Raw genomic sequence first — 25,512 nt, forward strand, 5'->3', positions numbered from 1 at the left:
ATGAAAACGGGCAGAAATTAAGGTGAAAAAATAGTCGTAAGTTCACTATTTAAATGGTTAAGCCGTGATGTATTTATCAGGATGAGGTTTTTTAGGCACAAAAAAATCGGCTAATGAGCCGATTCTGAGGAAGGTTTATACGTTTGTGTGCTGCGATGCGTGGTTGAAATGATGTGCTAGATTAGAGGTTAACCTACCATCGCTATGTGTGTCTGATGAAGGATAGCGTTCGCGTCTACCATTCTATCGTGCATCACCTTGATTGAGTCTCCAAATCGCAGTCCTTTTGAAGGCGTTAACAGGAACTCTTCTAGGTCAACAAATGCACATAGGCTCGCACACTCTCCCACTTCTAATACAATGAAATACCCTAAGCTATGCTCGTTATTCATTTGTACAATATCCCCTTCTTGAGGATATTCATGGCCAGTACCTTGTGAGTCGAAGAACCAACTCTTAGGCTGTACAGGCTTATGGAAACGCTTTGCTGCCACACAATAGAGTGCTAATTCAGCTTGACGAGGCTCAGACAGTTCTAAGCCAGAAATTTGTTCTTTGAAGGTTTGGTATGAAGATGCGTCATCAACGGTGAATTCATTATCTCGAAACGCGCAGTCCACCAGCTTATTGCGGACCAGATTCGTTTTGAAAATCATATCCTCTCCGAGGTTTAGCATTAATGAACATTGCTGCTCATCGTAATACCAACTCCATGTATCGCTAGGTTTAAGCATCATTTCGTCTCACACTGTTGAACCATTCCATTAGGTAAAACGCAAAATTACCTTCAATTACAGTAATTTTACTGAGCAATAGGCAAAAAAAAAGAGGAAATAAATTCCTCTTTCTTGTCGCTTTTCTCTACAACTCAGTGAGTTACAGTGTCTCTTTTATTAAGACGATGCCAGATTGTCGCTTTTCAGAAATAAAAGCGTCTTGCCGTTTAAAGATTTTTAACGATGTCACCTACAAGGCCTGGACCTTTGTAAATGAAACCAGAGTAAACTTGTACAAGCTTAGCGCCTGCCATCATTTTCTCTTTTGCAGCAACATACGAATCAACACCACCTACCCCGATGATCGGCAGTTGGTCACCAAGCTCTTCGTGAAGTTTACGAACTACTTCAGTACTGCGAGATTGAACTGGACGTCCACTTAGACCACCCGCTTCGTCGCAATGCTTCATGCCTTCAACGATTGAACGATCCAATGTCGTGTTTGTTGCGATCACACCATCGATCTTATTTTTGATCAATGATTCACAAATTTGGCTGATTTCATCGTCACTTAGATCCGGAGCAATCTTAAGAGCAAGAGGAACATATTTACCATGCTTCTCTTCCAGTTCAGTTTGTTTCGTTTTCAGTTCAGACAATAGATCGTCTAGTGCTTCGCCATATTGCAGAGAACGAAGTCCTGGAGTGTTTGGTGAAGAGATGTTCACAGCAATGTAACCAGCGTATTGATATACCTTCTCCATACAGATCAAGTAATCTTCAGCGCCCTTTTCAATTGGTGTGTCTTTATTCTTACCGATGTTGATGCCTAAGATGCCATCGTAGTTCGACTTCTTAACATTCTCAACAAGGTTGTCGACGCCTAGGTTGTTAAAACCCATGCGGTTGATGATACCTTCAGCTTCAACAAGACGGAATAAACGAGGTTTGTCGTTACCCGCTTGCGGACGCGGAGTCACTGTTCCTACTTCTACGAAACCAAAACCCATTGCGCCAAATGCATCAATACATTCGCCGTTTTTATCTAGGCCAGCAGCAAGGCCAACTGGGTTTTTAAAAGTAAGACCCATGCACTCTACAGGTCGGTGAGGTAATTGTTGGCGATACAAAAGATCAATAGGTGTGCCTGTGAAGCGCTTGAAATTTTGAATTGCAAGATCATGTGCCTTTTCGGCATCAAGTTGGAAAAAGCCAGTTCTGGCTAGACGGTAAAGCATTGTGCCTCCGATAGAAAAAAGCCCCGTGTAAACGGGGCGATATTATTTACTTATTTACTCAACTATTCAATCTATTACTGACTGTAAGGGTAAGATAATCGAGTTTGCTAACGAATGAGCTTCATTATTAAGCAAACGTTACCTTTTCTTCAAGTTATTAAGCCATTTCTAATCTCAACCTTAGTACAGCCATCAGGTCACTTAACAACAAACAACGTTTGCGTCGAAGTTTGTTCTTCAAAAGTCGTTAGGCCTATTGTTTCCACTTTACCGAAACGAAAAAGGCAGACCTTGTAGCCTGCCCTTATACTTTTTCGTCTTATCTAGTAACTAGTCTTTTGACATGCAGTTTAGATTCAACAGCATCAATTCACGCAATGCTACTGAGAACTTAGCAAACTCATGAACAGAACCTACTTTGAATTCGTTTAGGATGCTTTCCCAACGATGTAGAGAAACAGAGTTACTTTCCATCCAGTCATCAAGCGCTTTAATCACATCGATATCTGAAGCACAACCACAGTTAAGTACTTGACCAGTTAACTGGCGTTGCTGCCAATCCAGATCTTCTCTGAATGCTGCACGCGCCAGTGCTTGCCAGTTGTTGTCTATAGCTTGGCCATTGATTTGCTTCAAGAACCAGTGCAGTGACAAACGGTCGCCTAGGTTGAAGTAAAGCTTAGACGCTTGCTGTACTGTTTTACCCGTTTCACGAGCCACTGTAGATATATCCAGTGCTGAGTACAGGCTAGACAAACGAGCCACTGAATTAGCCAGCTCAGCGTTTACACCTTGGTCAATCCATACTTGAGCCATTGCTTGATGCTCTTCTACTTCTGAAGCCACTAGGTTTTCATCCAGCTTCTCAGTAATTGCGACGACATCACCTTGGTAAAGCTCAATCAATGCATTCACTGACTGTTTACCGGTACGGTTTCTTAGCAACCAGCGTGCTAGACGACGAAGCGTACGACGTACATGGTAAAGCAATTCGTATTGAGCTTCAGAACTTGAGATGTTGTCCAGTTCACGGATGCTCTTCAATACCTTACCCAGGCCGTAGATTTCACGTGATGCCGCGTAAGCATTCGCAATATCAACAATGTTCGCGCCCGTCTCTTCTTGCAAGCGAGTCACGAAGTTACAGCCCATCTCGTTAACCATTTGGTTAGCAAGCGCAGTCGCAATGATCTCTGCACGAAGTGGATGGTTATCCATGTGCTGAGAGTAGTTACGGCGTAACTCTGTTGGGAAGTATTGCATCAGTTGTTGAGCATGGAACTCATCATTCGCAATGTCATCACTCACAAGATCTTCTTTTAGAACCATTTTACCGTAAGCGATCAATACTGATAGCTCTGGTCTTGTTAGTGCTTGGCCCTGCTTCTCACGTTCTAGCAGCGTTTCGTCATCTGGGATGTATTCCAAACCACGGTCTAAGTACCCGGCTTTTTCCATTGTGTGGATAAAGCGGATTTGCTCTTTCACTAAGCCTACACCTTGATGCTCAGTAACAGAGATAGACTCAGCTTGGCAGTAAGCGTCGTCTAGTACGATTTCACCTACTTCATCTTCCATAGATTCAAGAACTTGGTTACGTTGCTTAACGGTAAGATCACCATTAGACACCAAGCCATTCAAGAAGATCTTAATGTTAACTTCGTTATCCGAGCAATCTACACCACCAACGTTATCGACAAAGTCAGTATTAACTCGACCGCCCGTTAGAGCGTATTCAATACGACCCAATTGAGTCATACCCAAGTTACCGCCTTCACCAACAACCTTAGCTTTCAGGTCACGGCCATCGATACGTAGCACGTCATTTGCACGGTCACCCACATCGGTATGAGTCTCACTAGAAGACTTAACGTAAGTACCAATACCGCCGTTCCAAAGTAGATCAACTTTCATAGACAAGATCGCTTTGATCAAGTCGTTTGGTGCCATTGATGCTTTCTTGGTACCCAGCATTTTCTGAATTTCAGGTGTCAAAGAGATAGACTTCGCTCGGCGAGAGAAGATGCCACCACCTTGAGAAATCAGGTCTTTATTGTAATCTTCCCAACTTGAACGAGGCAGATTAAACAGACGGTCACGCTCTACCCAGCTTGATGCTGATTCTGGATTCGGGTCAATGAAGATGTGCATGTGGTTAAACGCAGCTTGCAAGCGAATGTGCTTAGATAGCAGCATACCGTTACCAAATACGTCACCCGCCATATCACCCACACCAATGGCAGTGAAGTCTGTGCTTTGACAGTTAATACCCATTTCGCGGAAGTGACGTTTAACCGATTCCCAGCCACCTTTCGCCGTGATACCCATGGCTTTGTGGTCGTAACCGTTAGAGCCACCCGATGCAAACGCATCACCTAGCCAGAAGTTGTACTCTTCAGCTACTGAGTTCGCTAGATCTGAGAATGTCGCGGTGCCTTTATCGGCTGCAACAACCAAGTATGGGTCATCTTCATCGTGACGAACAACGCTCTTAGGTGGGATAACCTCACCTTCAATGATGTTGTCTGAAACGTCTAGCAATGCACGGATGAAGCGCTTGTAACAACGTTGACCTTCAGCAAAAATCTCGTCTCGGCCAGACATCATGTGTTGACGCTTACAAACGAAACCACCTTTAGCACCAACCGGTACGATAACCGTGTTCTTAACTTGTTGCGCTTTAACTAGGCCTAGAATCTCAGTACGGAAGTCCTCTTGACGGTCTGACCAACGTAAACCACCGCGTGCTACTTTACCGCCACGTAAATGCACACCTTCAATGTCTGGTGCGTAAACGAAGATCTCAAACGCAGGAACCGGCGCAGGGATATCTGGAATCTCGCTTGGTCTCATTTTCAGAGCCAACCAAGGTTTAGACTGCTTATTCTCGTCTACTTGGTAGTAGTTAGTACGAAGCGTTGCAGTGATCATTTCCATGTAGCGACGAATGATACGATCATCATCCAAGCTTTCTACATGATCCAACTGTTCAGTGATCTTCTTAATAAGATCTTGTTGGCCTTTTACGCTGCCCTTCAGTTTCGGGTCAAAACGCTTGCCGAATAGGCTCACTAGCCCTTTCGCTAATTCTGGGTAATGAGACAATGTGTCTTCAATGTATTGTTGGCTGAATGGGAAACCAACTTGACGCATGTAACGAGCATAAGCACGTAAGATTGAGATTTCACGGCCAGAAAGACCAGCGCCAAGTACTAAGCGGTTGAAACCATCGCTGTCTAACTCACCCGCCCAGATTGCCGCAAAGGCTTGTTGGAAAAGATCGCGAGCTTCACGAAGATCAATGGTCTTATCGCTCTTGTGCAGCATAGAGAAATCAAGGATCCAATAGGTCACACCGTTGGTTTTACGCACTTCATATGGAGATTCACCGATAACGCGTAGGCCAAAGTTTTCAAGCATTGGCATAACATCAGAAAGGTGAATTGGCTCATCGCTGTGGTAGAACAACTTCAAACGAACGGCTTTTGAATCTGCCGCTTCTTCTTGAGGACGGTAGAAAAGCATACCCAGTTTGTTGTCTTCACTTAGCGCTTCTAAACGTTCAATGTCGGCAACAGCAGAACCTGGCATCATGTCTTCTTTGTACGAACGTGGGAATGCACGCATGTACTCTTTCGACAATGGAAGACCTTTGCTTTCACCGAAGTTTGCAATGATAGATTCAGACAGACGGTCATCCCACGTAGACGATACTTCCATTAAATTTTGCTCAATTGTTTTCACGTCCACATCCATGTTGTTGTTATCAACACGAACAATATAGTGCGTTCTTGCTAGCGGGCTTTCAGAGAAGTACGTTGTAAATTCAACCTCTTCTTCACAACCAAAGTACTGTTTCAAGATGCGCTGTGTTTGGCGACGAAGCTCAGTGTTGTAACGATCTTTTGTTACGTAAACCATGCAGCTAAAGAAACGACCAAACGGGTCTTTGCGAACAAACAAACGCAGGAGATCGCGATCTTGCATTTGTACTACGCCCGTACCGACTTCTAGTAGCTCTTCTTCTCGAGCTTGCAGCAGTTCATCACGTGGGTAGTTTTCAAGAATGTTGTGCAGCGCTTTGTAAGAGTATGAACCTTCACGGTAACCACTCGCATCCAAAATACGTTCTACTTTCTCGCGAACAAGAGGAATCGTTTCAACGGTTTGGTTATAAACGGCAGATGTGTAAAGACCAGTAAAGCGGTGCTCACCAATGACCTTACCGTTCTTATCGAACTTCTTAATACCAATGTAATCGTTGTAAGCTGGGCGGTGAATGCGTGAAGCCGTGTTGCCCTTGGTTACGATAAGCACATAAGGCTTTTTCGCTTCAAGACGTGCCGAATCAGAAAACTCAGATAGCTTAACGTTACGTACACGATCTGAGTTCGCAAACAAACCAAGACCTTGCTCCTTGGTCGGTTGCAGTTCAGTGTCGCCGTTAACTGAAACTAGGTCATATTCCTTATAACCCATGAATGTAAAGTTGTGTTGGCCTAACCAACGAAGAAACGCCAACGTTTCATCAAAGCGCTGGCCGTCTACTGGAATGCTCTCTTTTTGCTGTTCAACTTGATTGGTCACTTCTTCAAGTCTTTCAACCATCTTCAACCAATCGTTCACGACTAAGCTAGTGTCGGTAAAGATATCCAGCAACTCCGTTTTAAGTGCTGTCATTTCAGCTTTACTACTCAGACGGTCAACTTCGATATGGAAAAGCGATTGGAATGCACCTTCGTTATTGCTTACACCGACAACACTGCCCTTATCTGAGCGAGAGATTTGTGTTGGGTTATGAAGCATAAGGTGAGAAGAAAGGTCTAGGCGAGTCAATGCCATTTTTACGGAATCAACAAGGAATGGGCTGTCTGGAACGACTATCTCAACGATAGTATGAGTAGACTGCCAACCTTGACGACTTACCGTCGGGTTGAAAACACGTACAGAGATTTCGTCGGCTTTCTTTTCATTGATATGATGCCATAAGCTAACTACAGCACCGTATAAATCGGATTCGTTTCTCTGAGTCAGATCGTCGTGAGAAACGTTACTAAACAAGTGTTGAGCAAGTTGAGTTACGAGAGGTCGATGAGCAAGGTCAAGTTTGTCTTGAATCAGCTTGTAAACTTTTTCAAGTAAAACTGGAACCACAGTTTCACGTGCGGTCATAGTCACACTCCACAATTAGAATTATATTTTATTATTAGGGGGATCACTTAATCTGGTGTTTGAAACGTGCCGTTGAGCTCTTTTCTACTAACGAGTTAAGCAAAGGTAATGCATTCATTTATTGTAAAAGCATTATTGAAAAATAGTTAATTGTTTTGGAGGTGGTAAGAGGTGAAATGTTTGATTATGTGATTAAGATTCCTTTTAACTCACTAGGCACGCCAAGGTTTACAGAGCTTCTAACTTAATAAACTTATTTTTTTGGTCAGTTGTCAGCCTAAACTGCCCTCTAACCCCTATTTGTGTAAGAAATGGTCTGAACCGAGTTGCAGGTAACTGTAAGCGTAAACCTGTTGTTGTTATCACTTGAACTTTACTTGCGGCGCCAGAATAGCTGGCCAAAAACTGCTGATACGAGATGTTAAGTTGGAAAATATAGCGATTCATACGATACCTGTATAAATATACAGTGCCAGTGTTTTTTGGCACTTTTAGATGTCTGACGGTGAAACTGAACTTGAAGCTGCTCTAGCTTATCGAAAATTCGATGAACCAGAAACAAAAAATCAGTGGCAGATATTCTCTACCACTGATGACCTTTCGTTGTAGCAAACAGTTACCTGAATGCGCGCTGACTTAAGCCTCTAGTGCTTTCGTCACTTTCTCAAACAAGTCTTTTGCTAGGTTGTCCATGTTCTTTAACGTCTCTAGTTCTTTTTTGATCAGAGCTTGGCGTTCATCGTCGTACTTACGGAATTTAAGAAGTGGATCAATCAGACGTGAAGCCACTTGCGGGTTGCTGCTGTTCAGTTCACGTAAGATCTCGCCTGCAAATGCATAGCCTTGACCAGACTTGTCGTGGAATTGAACCGGGTTCATGTTTAAGAATGAACCGACCAAGTTACGGGTACGGTTCGGGTTCTTCAAACTGAACGCCTGGTGCGACATCGACGCTTTGATCACTTCAAGTGCGTTTGAACTTGGGTTTGTACCTTGCAATGCAAACCACTTATCCATAACAAGACCATCGTGTTTCCACTTGTCACTGTAATCCACCATCAAGGTTTCACGACATGGTAGTTGTGCACTGTTTGCCGCGCCCATTGCTGCCATCGTATCTGTCATGTTGTTTGCTTGCTGGTACATCGCAACAACCAAGTCATTACCCTGCTCTGTATGTGCTAAGTAACTTAGGCAAACTTTACGTAGAGTACGCTTACCAATCGAATCGTGATCGACCGTGTATTCTGTTAGTGCGTGGCTGTGATAAACCGCCGCTAACTCGTCTTCAAGTTCTGCAGCTAGTGTGACTTTCATTGAGTTAAGAACCGATGCGACCGCATCAATATCAACGCGCTCGTACCAACCCGATACTTCATTGTGGCTTGGTAGAGAAAGCATTTCTGCAATAAACGCAGGCTCTAGTGAATCACTCAGCAGTACGCCACGGAATGCATCAACAACAGAATCAGAAAGCTCAAACGCTTGACCCTGCTGAACTTTCTCCACGTTACTGCGGATGTACTTCGCTAATAGCATTTGACCCGCATCCCAACGAGAGAATTCATTGCGAGCATTCACCATCAAGAAGATCAGTTCTTCATCTGAGTAGTCATATTCCAATTTCACTGGCGCAGAAAATTCACGAAGTAATGATGGGATCGGTTGCTCAGAAACGTTTTCAAACACGAACGTTTGCTCTGCTTCTTTCACATCTAATACATTATGAACTGGCTTACCGTTACATTGTAACTCAACAACTTCACCCGCAGCTGTGTACAGCTCGATATCAAGAGGAATATGCAGAGCCTGCTTTTCCGTTTGCTCATGAGTTGGCGCTGTTACTTGGCGAGTTGTTAACGTGTACTGTTTCTTCTCTGCGTCGTACTTACTTTCAACAGACAGCGTCGGCGTACCAGACTGGCTGTACCATAAGCGGAACTGAGATAAGTCAACGCCCGACGCATCTTCCATTGCCGCGACGAAGTCTTCACATGTTGCAGCCGTACCATCGTGACGTTCGAAGTACAGCTTCATGCCTTTTTGGAAACCATCTTCGCCCAACAATGTGTGGATCATACGGATCACTTCACTGCCCTTTTCGTACACGGTCAAAGTATAGAAGTTATTCATTTCTATCACTTTTTCTGGACGAATTGGATGAGACATTGGGCTAGCATCTTCTGCAAATTGTGGACCGCGAATGATACGTACATTATTAATACGGTTTACTGCGCGAGAACCAAGATCAGATGAGAATTCTTGGTCACGGAATACCGTTAAGCCTTCTTTCAGACTTAACTGGAACCAATCGCGACACGTCACTCGGTTACCTGTCCAGTTGTGGAAATATTCATGGCCGATTACTGCTTCAATACCTAGGTAATCTGTATCCGTTGCAGTTTGGTCGTTTGCTAGAACGAACTTCGAATTGAATACGTTCAAGCCTTTGTTTTCCATCGCACCCATGTTGAAGAAATCAACGGCTACGATCATGTAGATGTCTAAGTCGTATTCAAGATTGAAACGTTCTTCGTCCCACTTCATTGAGTTAATCAAAGAAACCATCGCGTGGCTCGCACGGTCTAGATTGCCTTTATCAACAAAGATTTCTAGGTCAACTTTACGACCCGATTGTGTAGTGTATGCGTCACGAAGTACATCAAAGTCACCCGCTACTAAAGCAAACAAGTACGCTGGTTTTGGATGTGGGTCTTGCCACTTCACCCAATGACGACCGTTTTCAGCTTCACCTTCATCTACACGGTTACCATTACTTAATAAGAATGGGTTCTCTGCTTTGTCTGCAATTACCGTTGTAGTGAATTTCGCCAACACATCTGGGCGATCCATGTAGTAAGTGATACGGCGGAAACCTTCAGCTTCACATTGAGTACAGAACGCGCCACCCGACTTGTACAAGCCTTCAAGTGCACTGTTCCCTTCAGGGTTAACTTCGGTAACGATGGTTAGAGTAAATTCTTTTGGAAGGTCATTCAGCGTAAGTTGAGTTTCAGACTGCTCGTACTGAGTCCATTCGTTGCCTTCAACCAAAACAGAAACCAACTTCAAGCCTTCACCATCAAGTACTAATGTCGTGCTGTCTTTCTCCTGCTTAACACTAGAAACAGCCGTAACAATGGATGCTGAGTCGTACAAATCGAAAGTAAGATCGATTTCAGAAATCGTGTGAGATGGTGATTGATAATCTTTACGATACTTGGCTTGAGGTGTATGTGCCATGACGGGTTCCTTTTGATCGTTATACGTAATTATTTTTTAACTGTATATATCTAAAGGTTGAGCGCCAATAAAACAAGGGGAATATTAAAAAAAGGAGGCATTGTAAGAAAATGCCTCCATGTTTTGCTATTTTATCAATCAAATCAGACAGGAACGCCTAAGAAATGAACTGTGCACAATATTATCAACGAGTACGCCGTTACTGCTAAAACTCACGATTATCGAATGCGATTGAGTACCGCAAACATATCTCCCTCTTCACCTTGCAGCGTTAACACATCGCTGTTCAGTGTATATCGAGTGCCGTGTTCACCGTTCTCATAAAGTAACACTAGTTGATCGCCTTCTGTGTAATACACCCCGCGACGAATGACTTCACCACCTTCTTCATCTGATACTCGGAACATGAATATAAAGTCCGGCTGAAGGACTAAATCCATTTTTTGAATGTTACTCGCACGTAGATCGCTTCCAGACAGTTGGGCACTTGACCAGATTCCCGCCAATGCATTTGGCAAGGCCTTGGTGAACATAACACCGTTAAGATTCAGCATGTTGTGATTACTGCTGTACGCGTAAACCTGAGGTTCTGAGGTATTCAAACCCAAAATAATCGTGTCTTCATTGGCGTTATACAAACCTCCCCAATGATCGACACTGTAGTCTTTCTTTTGGATATCGATAGTGAATGAGTAGTTTGAATCAAGAGTGAGCTTGATCGCTCTAAAGTTTTCAGTGCCTTGCTCAGGATCAGGATTCATCAAATACCAATCACCAAGCAACAGAGGAAGGTCAAAATGAGATAGATTACTATCACTTTTTGATTGTTGGCTACTCGAAGCGACCTCGCTCCCAAAAGCCACAAAACTTAAACAAGATAAAATTAGTAGAATCCATTTCATAAGCGTCCCCTCGTTTTCTTTAAGCTTAGGCACGTAATGAATAGAAAGCGAAAAAATATGATCTAAGTCACTAAATTTTAAGTGCGAAGTAACTTAAATGTCATTATCACTCGAAAAATAATACTTAAGTTTAGTTATTTTTACAGTGTACTTCACAGCCGAAAATCAAATAACAGTGGTTCTGCAGCAAGTTAAAAAGCGAGGAAGCATGCCGTTAACATGACATTATTCGAGGCACGAACACAGGTACAAAAAAAGCGAGCCTAAGCTCGCTTTTCAAATAGTACGTCTTTAAACAATCACCTTATAACAGGTATTTTGTTTATTTCTTGATCATATCCAGCATGATAGCAACTGATTCATCAAGATAAGCATCCGGGGCTTCGTAGTCTTTTGGAATATCATCCAACGTTTTAAATGCCTCTAACTTAGCGGCTTTTTGACGTTGGTTAATACGCTCTAGACGAAGCGCATCCGCATCATCACTCTCTTGTTGACGAACCTTTTCATTAAGAGAAAGGTCATTGTCGTCTTTATCTGCCTTATATTTTTCAATATCTTGCGCGATAAAGCCAAATTCCATGTCTGTTGCGATACGAGCTTGGTGTTTAGCCGTCAACGCTGCGATCTGCTCATCGTTACGCTGTAACACTGAGTACTTCGCTTTGTCGATGCTGTCCCAAGGAAGAGCGTTGTCTTCAACACTTTCACCAGTATCTGCAGGATCAATTGGCGTTGGGTAAGCAATATCAGGTACTACACCCTTGTTTTGCGTACTACCACCATTGATTCGGTAGAATTTTTGGATTGTGTATTGAACGTAGCCTAACTCTTTATCGAACAAATCATAAATATGATTCAAAGAGCGATGCTGTTGCACCGTACCTTTACCGAAAGAGTTTTCACCCAAGATAATTGCACGGCCATAATCTTGCATCGCTGCTGCAAAGATTTCAGACGCTGAAGCACTGTAGCGATTCACCAATACCGTTAACGGGCCTTGGTAACTGATTTGACCATCAGTATCGCTGTTCACTTTGACACGACCGTAGCTATCACGAACCTGAACAACAGGTCCTTCTTTGATAAACAAACCAGAGAGTTCAGTTGCTTCAGTCAGTGCACCACCACCGTTGTTTCGGAGGTCAACAATAATACCTTCAACACCTTGCTCTTTAAGCTCGGTGATCAGTTTATCGGTATCTTTAGAAAGACCAACATAGAAACTAGGTACTTCGAGTACACCAATCTTCTTGCCATCTTTCTCGATAACTTCTGATTTAACAGCGCGGTCTTCTAAACGAATCTTATCGCGTACAATTGTGACAACGTGACTTTTTGCATCTTTACCGTCTGGCAAGATCTGTAGCTTAACTTTAGTCCCTTTCGGTCCTTTAATTAATTGCACTACATCGTCTAAACGCCAGCCGATAACATCAACAATCTCTTCGCCATCTTGACCAACGCCAACAATACGGTCGCCATCGCTCAATTGTTTGCTATTTGAAGCAGGGCCACCAGCCACTAAAGAACGAATAACGGTGTAGTCGTCTGTCATCTGAAGCACAGCACCAATACCTTCTAGAGATAGGTTCATCTCAGATTGGAATTGTTCTGCATTTCTTGGAGAAAGGTAACTTGTGTGAGGATCAACTTCACGCGCAAATGCGTTCATGTAGATCTGGAAAGCATCTTCATTATGCGATTGCGTAATACGCTTCATCGCATTGTTGTAACGCTTTTCCAAAACTTCTTGAATCTCTGGCCACTCTTTACCAGTAAGTTTTAGATTCAACGCATCATATTTAACGCGTTTTCTCCAAAGCTCATTCACTTCAGCGATATCTTTTGGCCACTCAGCTTCACTACGATTGAGCTCAATACTTTCATCGGTATCAAACTTAATCTCTGTATCTAGCAAAGACAATGCATATTGAAAACGTTCAAAACGCTTCTGCATAGACAGATTATAAACATCGAATGCAATCTGGTTATTGCCCGATTTCAGCTGATCATCAATTTGTTTAGATGACGCAGAGAAAGAGTCAATATCAGCTTGAGTGAAGATATTACGATTATAATCCAGCATCTCTAAGTAACGATTAAAGATAGCTTGAGAGAAATCATCGTTGAGATTGAAGTGTTTATAGTGAGAACGAGTAAATCGAGAAGTAACACGTTTACTAGCAGTTTCGTGTTGGACCTCAGGAGCGAGTAGAGGTAAATCGTCCTGATCTAATTTGGCTTCAAGAGCCTGAGCTGAAGCTGCTAGCCAAAAGCTAGCAGCAATCAGTGTCAATTTTGAACGGCATTTCATGCGTAGGAGTATCTCCTTTAAGCGCGCAAGTGCTCCGCTTTAACAACCATTTGTAGGCCGTTTGCTAACTGAACACGCACATCTTCCTTATTGATTTCAACAATGGTCGCAGCCATGTTTCCTTTACCCATGTTCACATTTACTTCTTTGCCAGCGATGAATTCGTCAGCGTTCAAAGCGCGTGTTTCTACAGGCTTTTCTACTTTTGGTGCTTTAGGCGCTTGACGACGAGGCTGTTGAGCTTTCTTCGCCTTAGGTTTCGCTTTGCCTTCTTCACGAGCTTTTTGTGCTTGTTCTTTACGACGAGCCTGAACTTTCGCTTTGCTTTCAGCAAGTGTAGCTTTAGCGTGTTCAACGTGCTCTTCTTCTAGTGTGCCACACGCGTTGCCGTCTAGGTCAACACGTTCTGCGCCAGCTTTTACGCCGTGCAGGTAACGCCATGATGATGTGTACTGTCTTAACGCTGCACGAAGCTGAGTCTTACTTACTTTTTCGTCTTCATTTAGACGTTCAGCAAGATCTTGAAAAATACCAATTTTAAGTGGCTTCGCTTCACCTTCTAGAGTAAAGCATTTAGGGAAACATTCAGCAATATATGCGATAACTTCTTTGCTGTTTTTTAACTTTTCAGTGTTTTCCATGTGGGTTCCTGGTTTTTGCGGTTTTCCGCGAGCATTAAGAAAATATTTTTACGTATTATAGAGAGATGCTTGGGAAAAACCACAGTAAGAGAATAATTTATGCCTTGTTCGCGTGCGAATTAAGCAGCTTTTCCACTTCTGCCATGAAAAATGTCAATCCGTCCTCGTCAATTTGAGAAAAACGACCAACATTTGGGCTATCAATATCAAGAACGCCCGCGATTTTTCCGCCAATCGAGAACGGAATAACGATTTCTGAGTTACTTGCAGCGTCACAAGCGATGTGACCTTCGAACTCATGAACATCATGAATGCGCTGAACTGTATTCGTCGCAACCGCAGTTCCACACACACCACGCCCGACCGGAATTCGCACACAAGCAGGTTGACCTTGGAAAGGGCCCAGTACAAGTTCGTCTTTTTCCTTAGCTAAATCCTGCTTCATTAAATAGAAACCCGCCCAATTCAAGTCATCCAATTCCATGAATAATAATGAACTGATATTAGCAAGATTAGCAGTTAGATCGGTTTCTGATTCAATTAATGCAACGGCTTGTTTGGTTAAGCGTTGGTAATGTTCTATTTTCATATTAACTTCCAATTAAATTGAGACTTCCATTATCAAGAGAACGCAGTAGAATGCGGCCATCAAACTAAATAGGACTTATTCTCATTACAATGAACAATTCAGAAGACACTATTAGCCGTTCTTGGTTAATAACTCAAGTAAAAAAACACAAGTCCAAATTACTGTTTGCTAACATTATTGCCATATTTGCAACTCTCATTAGTGTCCCTATCCCGTTGCTCATGCCATTAATGGTTGATGAAGTATTACTCGATAAGCCCGCTTCAGGCTTAGAGATGATGAACCACCTACTTCCATCTTCATTACAAACACCGACTGGCTATATAGCACTAACTTTGTTGTTAGTGATTATCATGCGCTCCGTTAGCCAAGCGTTGAACATTCTGCAAGGGCGTCAGTTTACGCTTGTGTCCAAAACAATTACCTATCAAATGCGCAGCAAGATGATAGATAAGCTTGGCCGCATCAGTATTCGACAATACGAAACCAAAGGCAGTGGCGGTATTAACGCCCACCTAATAACAGACATAGAGACAATAGATAAGTTCATTGGCTCGACTCTTTCTAAATTTATCATCAGCTTCCTGACCGTGTTCGGGACAGCGATCGTGCTGTTGTGGTTAGAGTGGCGTTTAGGATTGTTCATTTTATTGGTCAATCCTGTTGTAATTTATTTCTCCCGTAAACTAGGCAGCAGGGTCAAACACCTTAAGAAATACGAAAACCAATCTTTCGAGCGCTTTCAAAACCGTTTGGTGGAAACCTTAGACGGCATTTACCAACTGCGTGCGGCGAATAAAGAACGTATCTTTCTCGATGAACTTAAGGTTCAAGCAAACCAAGTAAGAATCGATGCAGACAAATACGCTTGGCAATCTGAAGCTGCTGGCCGTGTTTCGTTTCTGCTGTTCTTACTAGGTTTCGAGCTTTTCCGTGCCGTCGCTATGCTAATGGTGTTATTCAGTGACTTAACCATTGGTCAGATTTTCGCGGTATTTGGCTACTTGTGGTTCATGTTAGGCCCGGTCCAAGAGCTACTAGGGATTCAATTCTCTTGGTATAGCGCGAAAGCGGCACTACAACGCATCAACGATCTTCTTCAGTTAGAAGAAGAGAAGCGCCCTATCAGTAAAGTGAACCCATTTACTGAAGATCAAGAAGTGACAGTTGACATCGAAGACGTTACATTCTCTTACACATTAGAAAACACTGTTTTAAATAGGCTATCGCTGCACATCCCTGCAGGTAAAAAAGTCGCTTTGGTCGGTGCGAGTGGAGGGGGTAAATCTACGTTAATCCAGTTGCTGATTGGGGTTTACCAAGCAGACTCAGGTTGCATTCGCTATAACGGTGAAACAACCGATGACATCAGCTTTGGTGTAATACGCAATCAAATTGCCGTTGTTTTACAACAACCTATACTCTTTAACGATACATTAAGGCATAATCTGACCCTTGGTGCTGAATACGACGAAATGTCGTTGTGGCGTGCGCTTGAAGTCGCTCAAATGCAAGATGTCATCAAGCAACTGAGCAATGGCTTAGATACACAAATTGGTAGGAATGGCGTTCGACTGTCTGGTGGTCAACGACAACGCTTAGCAATAGCTCGTATGGTGCTGAGCAATCCTAAGTTTGTTATTCTTGATGAAGCGACATCTGCTCTCGATACAGCAACAGAGTCAGCACTGCATAAAGCGTTGAGCGAGTTTTTGAAAGATCGCACAACTTTGATAGTGGCTCATCGATTATCAGCGGTGAAACAAGCCGATCTAATCTATGTTTTAGAAGATGGACAAGTCACACAGACGGGAACACATGGTGAATTGGTTGAACAACAAGGACTCTATCAAACACTCTACGGCAGTGTGCAATCGCACGCCTGATGTTTGTGGCTCTGAGTCTTTAAGTCGGGTTGCTAACCTAACTTACGTTTCAACTTGGGAGGTCGCGTGACCTCCCCATCCGTAACCAACCCTTTATCAACAAAACACCAATGCGACAGCAGCTCAGTGCGTCTTTGCCAGGGCTGCGAGCTTCCCGTAGATAAAATGGACATCCCTTTGGGGAAATCTGCTTACTGTCCAAGGTGTGGTACTCAGCTTTATAGAGGCGGGACCCCTAGCCTCTCTGGAAACCTAGCAATTGCGATTACCTGCTTATTGCTGTTTATCCCCTCGCACTTTTTTGAATTCATCAGTATTCGCCTGATTGGTGTCATGATACCTGCAACATTACCATCGGGTGTTTTTACCTTAATGGGCGAAGGCTTTCCTCTACTTGGTTTGCTGATCCTGTTCTGCAGTTCGATCGCTCCGTTGCTCGTGTGCACCTCGGTACTCATCACTCATGCATCACTGCGTCTTAAGATCTTCACACCCTTTCGTTATGCATTAGCCATTATTCAGACTCTCAAACATTGGATGATGTTGGATGTGTTTCTGGTAAGTTTGGCGGTCTCATGTTTCAAACTGCAAGATTACTCTGACATTTTCGTCGGCCCTGGTTTGATTGGCCTGATTCTTCTGCAGCTTTTCAGCGTATTACTAGTAAGCCGTATCAGTGTACGTCGCTACTGGGAAGCTTGGGCAAAAGAATCCGAATACTCTTTTGCTGAGAGTAAGAACGTACACTGTCACAACTGTCACCTATCTCAGCCTGACGGTCATACTTGTGTGCGTTGTCACCATGACTTATACCACCGCAAGCCCTACTCTATACAGAAAACTTGGGCTCTGCTATTTGCCGCATCCGTGGCTATCGTGCCAGCCAATGTCATTCCTATTTCTATTCTTATTACCAACGGTCAAAGGCTAGAAGACACCATCATTTCCGGTGTCGCTTCGCTGATTAATAGCGATATGTATGGCATCGCTGCGATCATTTTCATTGCCAGTATCGTCGTGCCAGTCGCGAAAATACTGGGCCTCGCGTACATCTTAATCTGTATCAAGATGAAGCGCGCCGTTTACCACAGGCAACGTATGACCATCTATTTCATCGTGAAATGGGTGGGGAAATGGTCGGTAATGGATCTGTTCGTTATTTCGATCATGATGACCTTGGTCGACCGCGGGCAAATTTTAAACTTTACACCAGGTTATGGTGCAGTCGCTTTTGGCGTCGTAGTTGTTCTCACGATGCTAGCAGCGGAAAGCTTAGATCCTAGGCTAATTTGGGATAACTACACCTCTAAAGATGAGTCAGTGAATGAACAACGATAACCAATCACAAACGTCATATTCACCAGAAGTAAGGAAAAACAAAGGCATCTCCCCTTTGTGGATTCTGCCGATATTAACCGTCGCCTTAGCCGGTTGGTTGGTCATGAAATCGATACACGATGCTGGGCAACGTGTGCAAATATACTTCTCAGATGCCGCAGGTTTAGTCGCAGGTCGAACAACGATTCGTTACCAAGGCTTAGAAGTGGGTATGGTGCGCGACATCACTTTATCCAAAGATCTATCGAGCATCTATGTCGATGCAGACATCTACCCTGAAGCGAAGAAGCTACTCTCAAAAGGCACTCGTTTCTGGCTTGTAAAACCGACAGCAAGTTTGTCGGGTATCTCAGGATTAGACGCACTTGTTTCAGGTAACTATATTGCTATCCACCCGAGCGAAACCAAACAAGACCCAGAAACCATTTTCCAAGCGTTAGAATCCTCCCCTTCTGATTTACTGGCTTCTGAAGGTTTGAATATTTCACTGACGACCAAAGATCTGGGCGGCGTGTCTGTTGGCTCTCAAATCGTTTACCGTAAAATCCCAATTGGTGAGGTTTACAACTACCAGTTAAACGACAACGCGAAATCCGTTACGATTCAAGCGTCAATTAAAGATGAATACAGCCATATCATTACCGACCAAAGCCGTTTTTGGAATGTCAGTGGTTTAGGTGCCAGTATTGGTTTTTCTGGTGTTGATGTTCGCTTAGAGAGCCTAAGTGCATTGCTTGGCGGTTCAATTGCGGTCGACTCTCCGGGAGAAGGCCAACCCGTAGAGATGAATACCAAGTTCAAGCTCTACCCAGATTTGAAGACAGCGGGTCGAGGTATCTCTATCAAGATCGCCGTTCCCGATGATAATAAAATCAGTGCAACGGGTGCTCCGATCATGTATCGCGGCATTGAAATCGGTCAAATCACTGATTTATCGCTAAGTGAAGGGCGTGAAAACGTCGTTGCATCTGCCGCTATCCAACCGGCATTCAGTGACTTTTTAAACAGCGGCAGTAAATTCGTTCTAGAAGAGGCTGAACTGTCGCTTACTGGCATGAAAAACATTGCCAATTTAGTGACAGGTAACTTTTTAACCTTGGTACCGGGTGAAGGTGAAAAGGCGCGTCGATTTACTGCAATCCGCAAAAATGAATTCAGTCAGGAACAACAGAAATCCGTTGCGATTCGCTTAACGTCGAACAATTCGTTCGGGTTAGATGTCGGTACACAACTTCTCTACAAAGGCATTGCCGTTGGCTCTATCATCCATGTGGGATTAGTTGATGGTGTTGGTACGGGCTCTGATAAACACGAAGTCTTCATGGATGCACTTATCGATAATGAGTACGCGCACCTTATCAAAAGCCACAACCGTTTCTTTGTGACAGGTAGTGCGACTGCAGAGCTAACCGAATCAGGCTTGAGTGTTACGGTCCCACCAGCAAAACAGCTTCTTACCGGCTCGATTAGCTTTGTGAGTGAAGGTAAATCTGAAGCTCGAACGGACTACCAACTTTTCCAAAGTAAGTCGTTAGCAGAAATTGCTAAGTTTAATCAGTCTGGTTCAAAGACACTTTCTTTGTTTGCCAGTGAGTTACCTTCAATTTCTAAAGGCAGCCCACTCCTCTACCGCAACCTACAAGTGGGTAATATTTCTGATTTTCAGCTTGCCGACGGTGGCGTAAGAATCAAAGTCACAATCGAAAATCGTTACACGCACTTACTCAACAAGCACACTGTTTTCTGGAACCGTTCAGGCGTTGAGGTTGATGCGTCGCTATCGGGTATCAGCATTAAAGCGGCACCAGTTAAAACCCTTATCCAAGGCGGTATTGCTTTTGACTCTCTGCCAGGAATCGACAACAAACTTGGTGATGTGTGGAAGCTTTACAAAGATTCAAAATCTGCCCGAAAGTTTGGCCGCGCCATTACTATCACCTCTTCTGGCGATCAAGAAGTCAGCAAGGGCATGGCGATCAAATATCAAGGTGTCACTGTTGGTGAGGTTACTTTAGTGATTCCGAACTTCAACAAGGGCGGTATTGAAATTACAGCGCGTATTTTACCTGAGTACGTCGACAAGATTGCCGTGGCGAACAGTCACTTCTGGTTGGCAGAGCCTGAGATTGGCCTTAACGGCATTAAAAACGTCTCTGCGCTGCTCTCTAAGCACATCAACGTAGACCCGGGTAAAGGTGAAAGAAACACGAAATTTGAGCTTAGTAAGGGACCTGTGCAGCCTGAAGGCAAGATATTCCAGCTACAAAGCGAAACGCGAGGTTCGGTATCTGAAGGCACGCCTATACTATTCCGTGAGCTAGAAATCGGCAGTGTTATCGATGTTCAGCTGGGCGAGTTTGCTGACCGCATCATCTCTACGATTCAAATAGAACCTGATTACGCGTATCTAATCCGCGCAAACACCGTGTTCTGGAACGTGTCGGGCGTCGATGTCTCTATCGGCCTGTCAGGCGCAAACATCAAAGCCGGAACGGTAGACAGCTTGTTAAGAGGTGGTATTACATTCTCAACGCCACCGACAAATGAACTTCAACCAGTAGCAAGCGAAGATCAGTCTTTCTACCTCTATCCTCAAGCCGAAGATGAGTGGAAATCATGGAGAACCGCAATTCCTCGTCCATAGAGTGAACTCTCTGACGTTTCTGGAAGATTAATTCTTCATCAAAATGCAGCCATTAGGCTGCATTTTTGTTGTTTGCTGCAAATATGGTTTAGGACGGCCTCATTTTGCTTTAAACTCCCCGCATTAATGCAATAAATCGAGATACTCTTTTGCACGCTAACGTATATATTCCTGAAGAATTCCTAACGCACATCGAAGCAATCATGCCTAGTCATCTAGATATGGCTTCTTTTGTTGCGTCATGCCAAAAACCACTTCGTAAAAGTATTCGAATCAACACATTGAAAATCAGTGTTGAAGACTTCCTAGTACGAGCAAAAGAGAAAGGCTGGGAACTGGAACCTGTACCTTGGTGTGAAACGGGCTTTTGGATTACAGCGGACGAAAGTGAAGCGCCACTAGGTAATACGGCAGAACACATGTCTGGTCTTTTCTACATCCAAGAAGCCAGCTCGATGATGCCACCCTCGGCACTTTTCCAAGGCGAAGCTGATTACCAAGCGGTGCTAGACACTGCGGCTGCACCCGGCTCTAAAACAACGCAAATCGCTGCGCTAATGAATAATCGCGGTGTATTGGTTGCCAATGAGTATGCAGCAAGCCGTGTGAAAGTCCTTCACGCTAACATCGAACGTTGTGGCGTTCGTAATGCCGCTCTAAGTAACTTTGACGGTCGAGTTTTCGGTGGTTGGTTACCAGAACAGTTTGATGCTGTGCTGCTAGACGCGCCCTGCTCTGGCGAAGGTACCATTCGTAAAGACGCTGATGCGATGAAGAACTGGACTTATCAATCTGTAGTCGATATTGCTGACACTCAAAAAGATCTGATTGAAAGCGCGTTTCATGCTCTTAAACCTAATGGTGTTTTGGTTTACTCAACGTGTACGCTTAGCACCGAAGAGAACCAACAAGTGTGTCATCACCTAAAAGAAACCTTTGGTGATGCGGTTGAATTCGAATCTCTGGAATCACTATTCGACAACGCAAAAGCAACCACGACAGAAGAAGGCTTTCTTCACATCTTCCCACAGGTCTATGACTCTGAAGGTTTCTTTGTTGCACGTATCCGTAAACTAGCGTCTGTTACTCCACCAGAAGTTAAAAAACGTATGGGTAAATTCCCATTTGAAAAAGCATCAAAGAAAACTCAGCAAGAAGTCGCTGAACAACTAATGAGTACTCTCGATATCGAATTGCCAAGCGATACTCAGGTTTGGATTCGCGACAAAGACGTTTGGCTATTCCCAGAAGCGCTAGAGCCTATGATCGGTGAGTTCCGTTTTTCTCGCATGGGAATCAAGATCGCCGAAACCCATAAAAAAGGTTACCGCTGGCAGCACCAAGTGGCGACAACGCTTGCAACAGGTAATGAAGCTAATGTTGTCGAGCTAAGCATTGAAGATGCTCGTGAATGGTTCATGGGACGCGATGTTCGCCCTGAAGGCTTGTCTGGCAAAGGTGAAGTACTAGTGAAGTACAACGGTGCAATCATCGGCCTTGGTAAATGGGTTGGCAACCGAGTGAAGAACGGTTTACCACGCGAGTTAGTGCGCGATAAGAACCTATTCTAAAGCTTTCTCCCTGTATACAGCTAGATAAACAAAAGCCCAAACAACGTTAATTGTTTGGGCTTTTTCTATTCTATCGGCCATGTAACTCAGTGTGCGAGCGCTTGTAAATCAACAACTAATTACATAAATATCAATTCAAGCCACTATTTCCAAAAAGAAAAATCGCACTTTAGGGAATCTAAACTAGACTTCAATCTAATAGTCAAAAGATTAAAACGATTAGCGTAGGCTCTTCGGAGCCCTTTCCCCTAAGCCCAAACAGGAAGGTTTGGGCTTTTTTTTGACCGAGAGGATCGCTTATTTAACTAAGCTAATACCTTCTTTGTCGATAGTGATCTTGCCAGATTTGTACAAACCACCAATTGTCTTCTTGAACGTACCTTTGCTGGTTCTGAATGCAGAGAAAATAACTTCAGGAGAAGACTTATCATTCAAAGGCAGGTAACCGCCTTTCTTCTCAAGCAGATCAAGAACCTTAGTGCTTAGGTCATCCATCTTAGCGACACCAACTTTCTGAAGAGACAAATCAATCTTACCGTCTTCTTCACGAACGTTTTTAATGTAGCCTTTTAGTGTTTTACCAATGAACAGCTTACCGATGATGTCAGATGGGAAAATCATACCCCAGTGTTCACCGTTCACGATCGCTTTGTAACCCAATTGGCTGCGCTCAGCGATAATGAGATCAACTTGCTCATTTTGCTTATAAGTAGCAGGCGTGTTGTCTAACCATTTGTTGAACTTCGTTGTACCAACGATACGGCTCGATGCTTTATCGATATACACATATACTAAGATTGACTGGCCTTCGTTTAAACGGCCACGCTGCTCGCTGAAAGGAACAAGAAGGTCTTTACCTTTCACGCCCCAGCTCATGAATGCACCAGTGCTGTTAACACCTTCAACCGTCATCAAACCAAACTGGCCTACTTGAGCGATTGGTTTTTCAGTGGTTGCAGCGATCTGGTTGTCAGAATCAATGTATAAGAAAACATCTAGCTTTTGACCAATTTCAACACCTTCAGGAGTAAATCGTTTCGGCAGCAACACGGTTCCATAGTCGCTCGCGTCAAGGAATACACCGAAGTCTGCTTGTTTTACTACTTCTAAGTTGTTTATTTGACCAATATTAATCATCAAGGTTGTCTCTACTTTAAATTTGGCGGAGATTATACGTGATCTCTGATATGCTTTCGCTAGTTTCATTCATATTTTTACATTCTAGGAGACATCGTTGATCACCGTTGATAAACAAGATGCGATAACACTTAAAATTAACCATGCCATGGCTAAGACCAAAAAGCTCGACATGGACGTTTATCTATTCATTCCCGGTGAACTTGGACTGACTCCTGAAGTGCTTTCTGAAAGTGCCTTTTTCTACAGCTCAATCACTCAAAAACGTGCCTACTATAGTGACAAAACACTTTTACCTTTGGTACACAGTCGCTTGGCAAAACGTGGACGCTTATCTACAACACAGTATCGTGTCAGTTTGAGTCTGTTTGCCTACCAATATGTTATCGCGTTAGATAAAGCAGTCAGCAGCTTAAATAAAACTGATAGTGACGACGTAACGGCTGATGAAGTAGATGAAGTCATTGAATTGGCTTTAGATATCTTGAAGAAGCTACGCCGAAGCATCCCTTACGAAGAAAATCTCAAGCGCTACTACGCTAATATCGATAACTACCTATCTTGGTATACCGAGCAAAAGTTCCTATCGCTAGTTTCACACATGCCACGAGGTAGTGAGTATTCAACGATTAAAGAACGACTCTTAACGCTTTGTGATAAAGAGACCGCGCACCGTAAACTGAACCGCTACAACTCAGCAAGAGTTCGAGAGGACGTTACCCGCTTGAGTAACAAGATGCGTTTGCTGCGTCGTTTGATTGAACACCCTATCGTGCTTAAAGAAAAGACAACGTCGATGGGTAAGAACGTTAAGCGTGCCGTGAAAGGCATCGCGACCGGTTTGGTGATGGTTGTCGTGACCACTACTGTGATCTTGGCTCGTGACTTTCTTGGTGAGATTACCGCCTCTTTCATCGTGGCAATGTCTTTCATTTACGCACTGCGTGAGATCTTTAAAGATGACTTGAGAGACATCCTTTGGCGCTGGCTGCGTAAAGGCAAGCCAAAATGGAAGCGTCGTTACTATGATCCAACGACCAACAAGTCAGTAGGCCATAAACTGGAATGGTTGGACTACGCAAATTTTTCTAAGCTTGCAGATCGCATTCAGTCGATCCGTAAAAAGCGTGTGGTACAACGTGAAGAGCAAATCTTGCATTACCGCTCTCATACTGAGATGTCGACATCGACCTTTATGAGTGGTTATGAGGAGACTCGTGAAACGTTATCGATCAGCCTAAGAGCGCTGACACGGTTGATGGATAAAGGCTCAAACAAGATCTACCGCTTGAATGAAGGACAAGTGAGCCGCGAATCAGTAGAAAAGCGTCATCTTCTCAACCTGATCATTAAAGAGAACAACCATGATAACGAACCAACCTACTACCGTTGGAAGATCGTTATGAACCGTTCAAAAATAGTTGATATTGAGCAGATCACTCAAGAGTCATAGAGCCGTTATAAAGTTCTCTATAACGGTATGTGGAAACCATTCACATACCGTTGTTTTATCTCTTCAACGTTACCCATGACTTCTAAACCAAAATCTATTATTTAATCGCTATTTTCTTGAAGGGACTTTCTTAATTGAAAGCGTAAGCGTGAACTCCGCCATCGGCTCGTCACCATGTAAAGATGGGCAAGTCGCGATAATGGTTACGGGTTGATTGACCCGTTCTCCGGTCGACATGGTTTCTGCCAGCATAGTGTTGATCAGCTCACCGTCGTTACAAGTGAAATGCACATCACCTTCAGGGCGCTTCAAAAAGTTACCCGTCACCTCTTTAAAAGCCAACGAGATCTTTTCACCTTGCTGCTGAGATTTGCTCATCGCAAGAAACCCACCCGCGACATCCGCACCTACAGCCAAAACGCCAAAGTACATACTGTTAAGGTGATTCTTAGTACGCCTTCTAAGCGGGATTTTCACTTCAACATGTTGGTTGTCCAACGCGAGTAGTTTTGGTCGGCACAACCAGATAAGTGGGACTTTGAAAAAGCCAAACATGCTTAAGTAGAAATTTGCTTTTTGTAGAGGGGTCAACATTCGGATTACCTAGTCAAATCAGTCATCAGACCAGTTAATCGATTAGCGATAGAGATGTCAAAAAAATGTTA

General features: G+C 43.6%; 16 protein-coding genes. 5 read left to right on the top strand and 11 right to left on the bottom strand.

Annotated features, from left to right (window positions below):
- Window positions 1-188 precede the first annotated feature (188 nt).
- The 9 genes from AB4323_RS08065 to AB4323_RS08105 all read right to left on the bottom strand — a co-directional run bounded on the left by AB4323_RS08065 (window position 189) and on the right by AB4323_RS08105 (window position 14,818).
- Window positions 189-737, bottom strand: a complete 549-nt coding sequence (locus tag AB4323_RS08065) for a cell division protein ZapC (protein WP_017063848.1) — start codon at window positions 735-737, stop codon at window positions 189-191.
- Window positions 738-943: 206 nt separating this feature from the next.
- Entirely contained in the window at window positions 944-1,954 is a 1,011-nt protein-coding gene (pyrD, locus tag AB4323_RS08070) for a quinone-dependent dihydroorotate dehydrogenase (protein WP_372152119.1), read from the bottom strand.
- Window positions 1,955-2,284: 330 nt separating this feature from the next.
- Window positions 2,285-7,126, bottom strand: coding sequence for an NAD-glutamate dehydrogenase (locus AB4323_RS08075; RefSeq protein ID WP_017066961.1), 4,842 nt, complete (start codon window positions 7,124-7,126; stop codon window positions 2,285-2,287).
- 228 nt (window positions 7,127-7,354) lie between these two features.
- Complete coding sequence (locus tag AB4323_RS08080; RefSeq protein WP_004733645.1) at window positions 7,355-7,573, bottom strand: DUF2835 domain-containing protein; 219 nt, start codon at window positions 7,571-7,573, stop codon at window positions 7,355-7,357.
- A 189-nt stretch (window positions 7,574-7,762) separates the two neighbouring features.
- Window positions 7,763-10,369, bottom strand: coding sequence for an aminopeptidase N (pepN, locus tag AB4323_RS08085; RefSeq protein WP_102333354.1), 2,607 nt, complete (start codon window positions 10,367-10,369; stop codon window positions 7,763-7,765).
- A gap of 218 nt (window positions 10,370-10,587) precedes the next feature.
- Entirely contained in the window at window positions 10,588-11,271 is a 684-nt protein-coding gene (locus AB4323_RS08090) for a hypothetical protein (protein WP_372152120.1), read from the bottom strand.
- A gap of 322 nt (window positions 11,272-11,593) precedes the next feature.
- Window positions 11,594-13,588 (bottom strand): carboxy terminal-processing peptidase, encoded by a 1,995-nt coding sequence (prc, locus tag AB4323_RS08095; protein ID WP_048661952.1) that lies wholly within the window; start codon window positions 13,586-13,588, stop codon window positions 11,594-11,596.
- 17 nt (window positions 13,589-13,605) lie between these two features.
- Complete coding sequence (gene proQ, locus AB4323_RS08100) at window positions 13,606-14,229, bottom strand: RNA chaperone ProQ (protein WP_017057223.1); 624 nt, start codon at window positions 14,227-14,229, stop codon at window positions 13,606-13,608.
- Window positions 14,230-14,326: 97 nt separating this feature from the next.
- Window positions 14,327-14,818, bottom strand: a complete 492-nt coding sequence (locus AB4323_RS08105) for a GAF domain-containing protein (protein ID WP_017059689.1) — start codon at window positions 14,816-14,818, stop codon at window positions 14,327-14,329.
- 89 nt (window positions 14,819-14,907) lie between these two features.
- Here AB4323_RS08105 and AB4323_RS08110 point away from each other — a divergent pair, with 89 nt between their 5' ends.
- The 4 genes from AB4323_RS08110 (at window position 14,908) to rsmF (ending at window position 22,257) form a co-directional block, all read left to right on the top strand.
- Complete coding sequence (locus AB4323_RS08110) at window positions 14,908-16,704, top strand: ABC transporter ATP-binding protein (RefSeq protein ID WP_372152122.1); 1,797 nt, start codon at window positions 14,908-14,910, stop codon at window positions 16,702-16,704.
- Between the two features lie 54 nt (window positions 16,705-16,758).
- Window positions 16,759-18,042 (top strand): paraquat-inducible protein A, encoded by a 1,284-nt coding sequence (locus AB4323_RS08115; protein ID WP_102321147.1) that lies wholly within the window; start codon window positions 16,759-16,761, stop codon window positions 18,040-18,042.
- Window positions 18,029-20,686, top strand: a complete 2,658-nt coding sequence (locus AB4323_RS08120) for an MlaD family protein (RefSeq protein ID WP_372135054.1) — start codon at window positions 18,029-18,031, stop codon at window positions 20,684-20,686. Before AB4323_RS08115 ends, AB4323_RS08120 begins: the two co-directional genes overlap by 14 nt.
- Before the next feature lie 149 nt (window positions 20,687-20,835).
- Complete coding sequence (gene rsmF, locus AB4323_RS08125; RefSeq protein ID WP_372057972.1) at window positions 20,836-22,257, top strand: 16S rRNA (cytosine(1407)-C(5))-methyltransferase RsmF; 1,422 nt, start codon at window positions 20,836-20,838, stop codon at window positions 22,255-22,257.
- Between the two features lie 297 nt (window positions 22,258-22,554).
- Here rsmF and AB4323_RS08130 read toward each other — a convergent pair whose 3' ends face one another.
- A complete protein-coding gene (locus tag AB4323_RS08130; protein ID WP_017059694.1) occupies window positions 22,555-23,463 on the bottom strand; it encodes a S1 RNA-binding domain-containing protein in 909 nt (302 codons plus the stop codon).
- A gap of 28 nt (window positions 23,464-23,491) precedes the next feature.
- On the opposite strand from AB4323_RS08130, the gene AB4323_RS08135 reads away from it, so the two are divergent.
- Window positions 23,492-24,847: a hypothetical protein gene (locus AB4323_RS08135; RefSeq protein WP_017063834.1), complete on the top strand. Its 1,356-nt coding sequence runs from the start codon at window positions 23,492-23,494 to the stop codon at window positions 24,845-24,847.
- Between the two features lie 108 nt (window positions 24,848-24,955).
- Here AB4323_RS08135 and AB4323_RS08140 read toward each other — a convergent pair whose 3' ends face one another.
- Window positions 24,956-25,441, bottom strand: coding sequence for a PaaI family thioesterase (locus AB4323_RS08140; protein ID WP_017059696.1), 486 nt, complete (start codon window positions 25,439-25,441; stop codon window positions 24,956-24,958).
- Window positions 25,442-25,512: the final 71 nt, after the last annotated feature.

It is taken from the genome of Vibrio sp. 10N.261.52.C11, from assembly GCF_041471405.1.
GTDB lineage: Bacteria > Pseudomonadota > Gammaproteobacteria > Enterobacterales > Vibrionaceae > Vibrio > Vibrio crassostreae_C.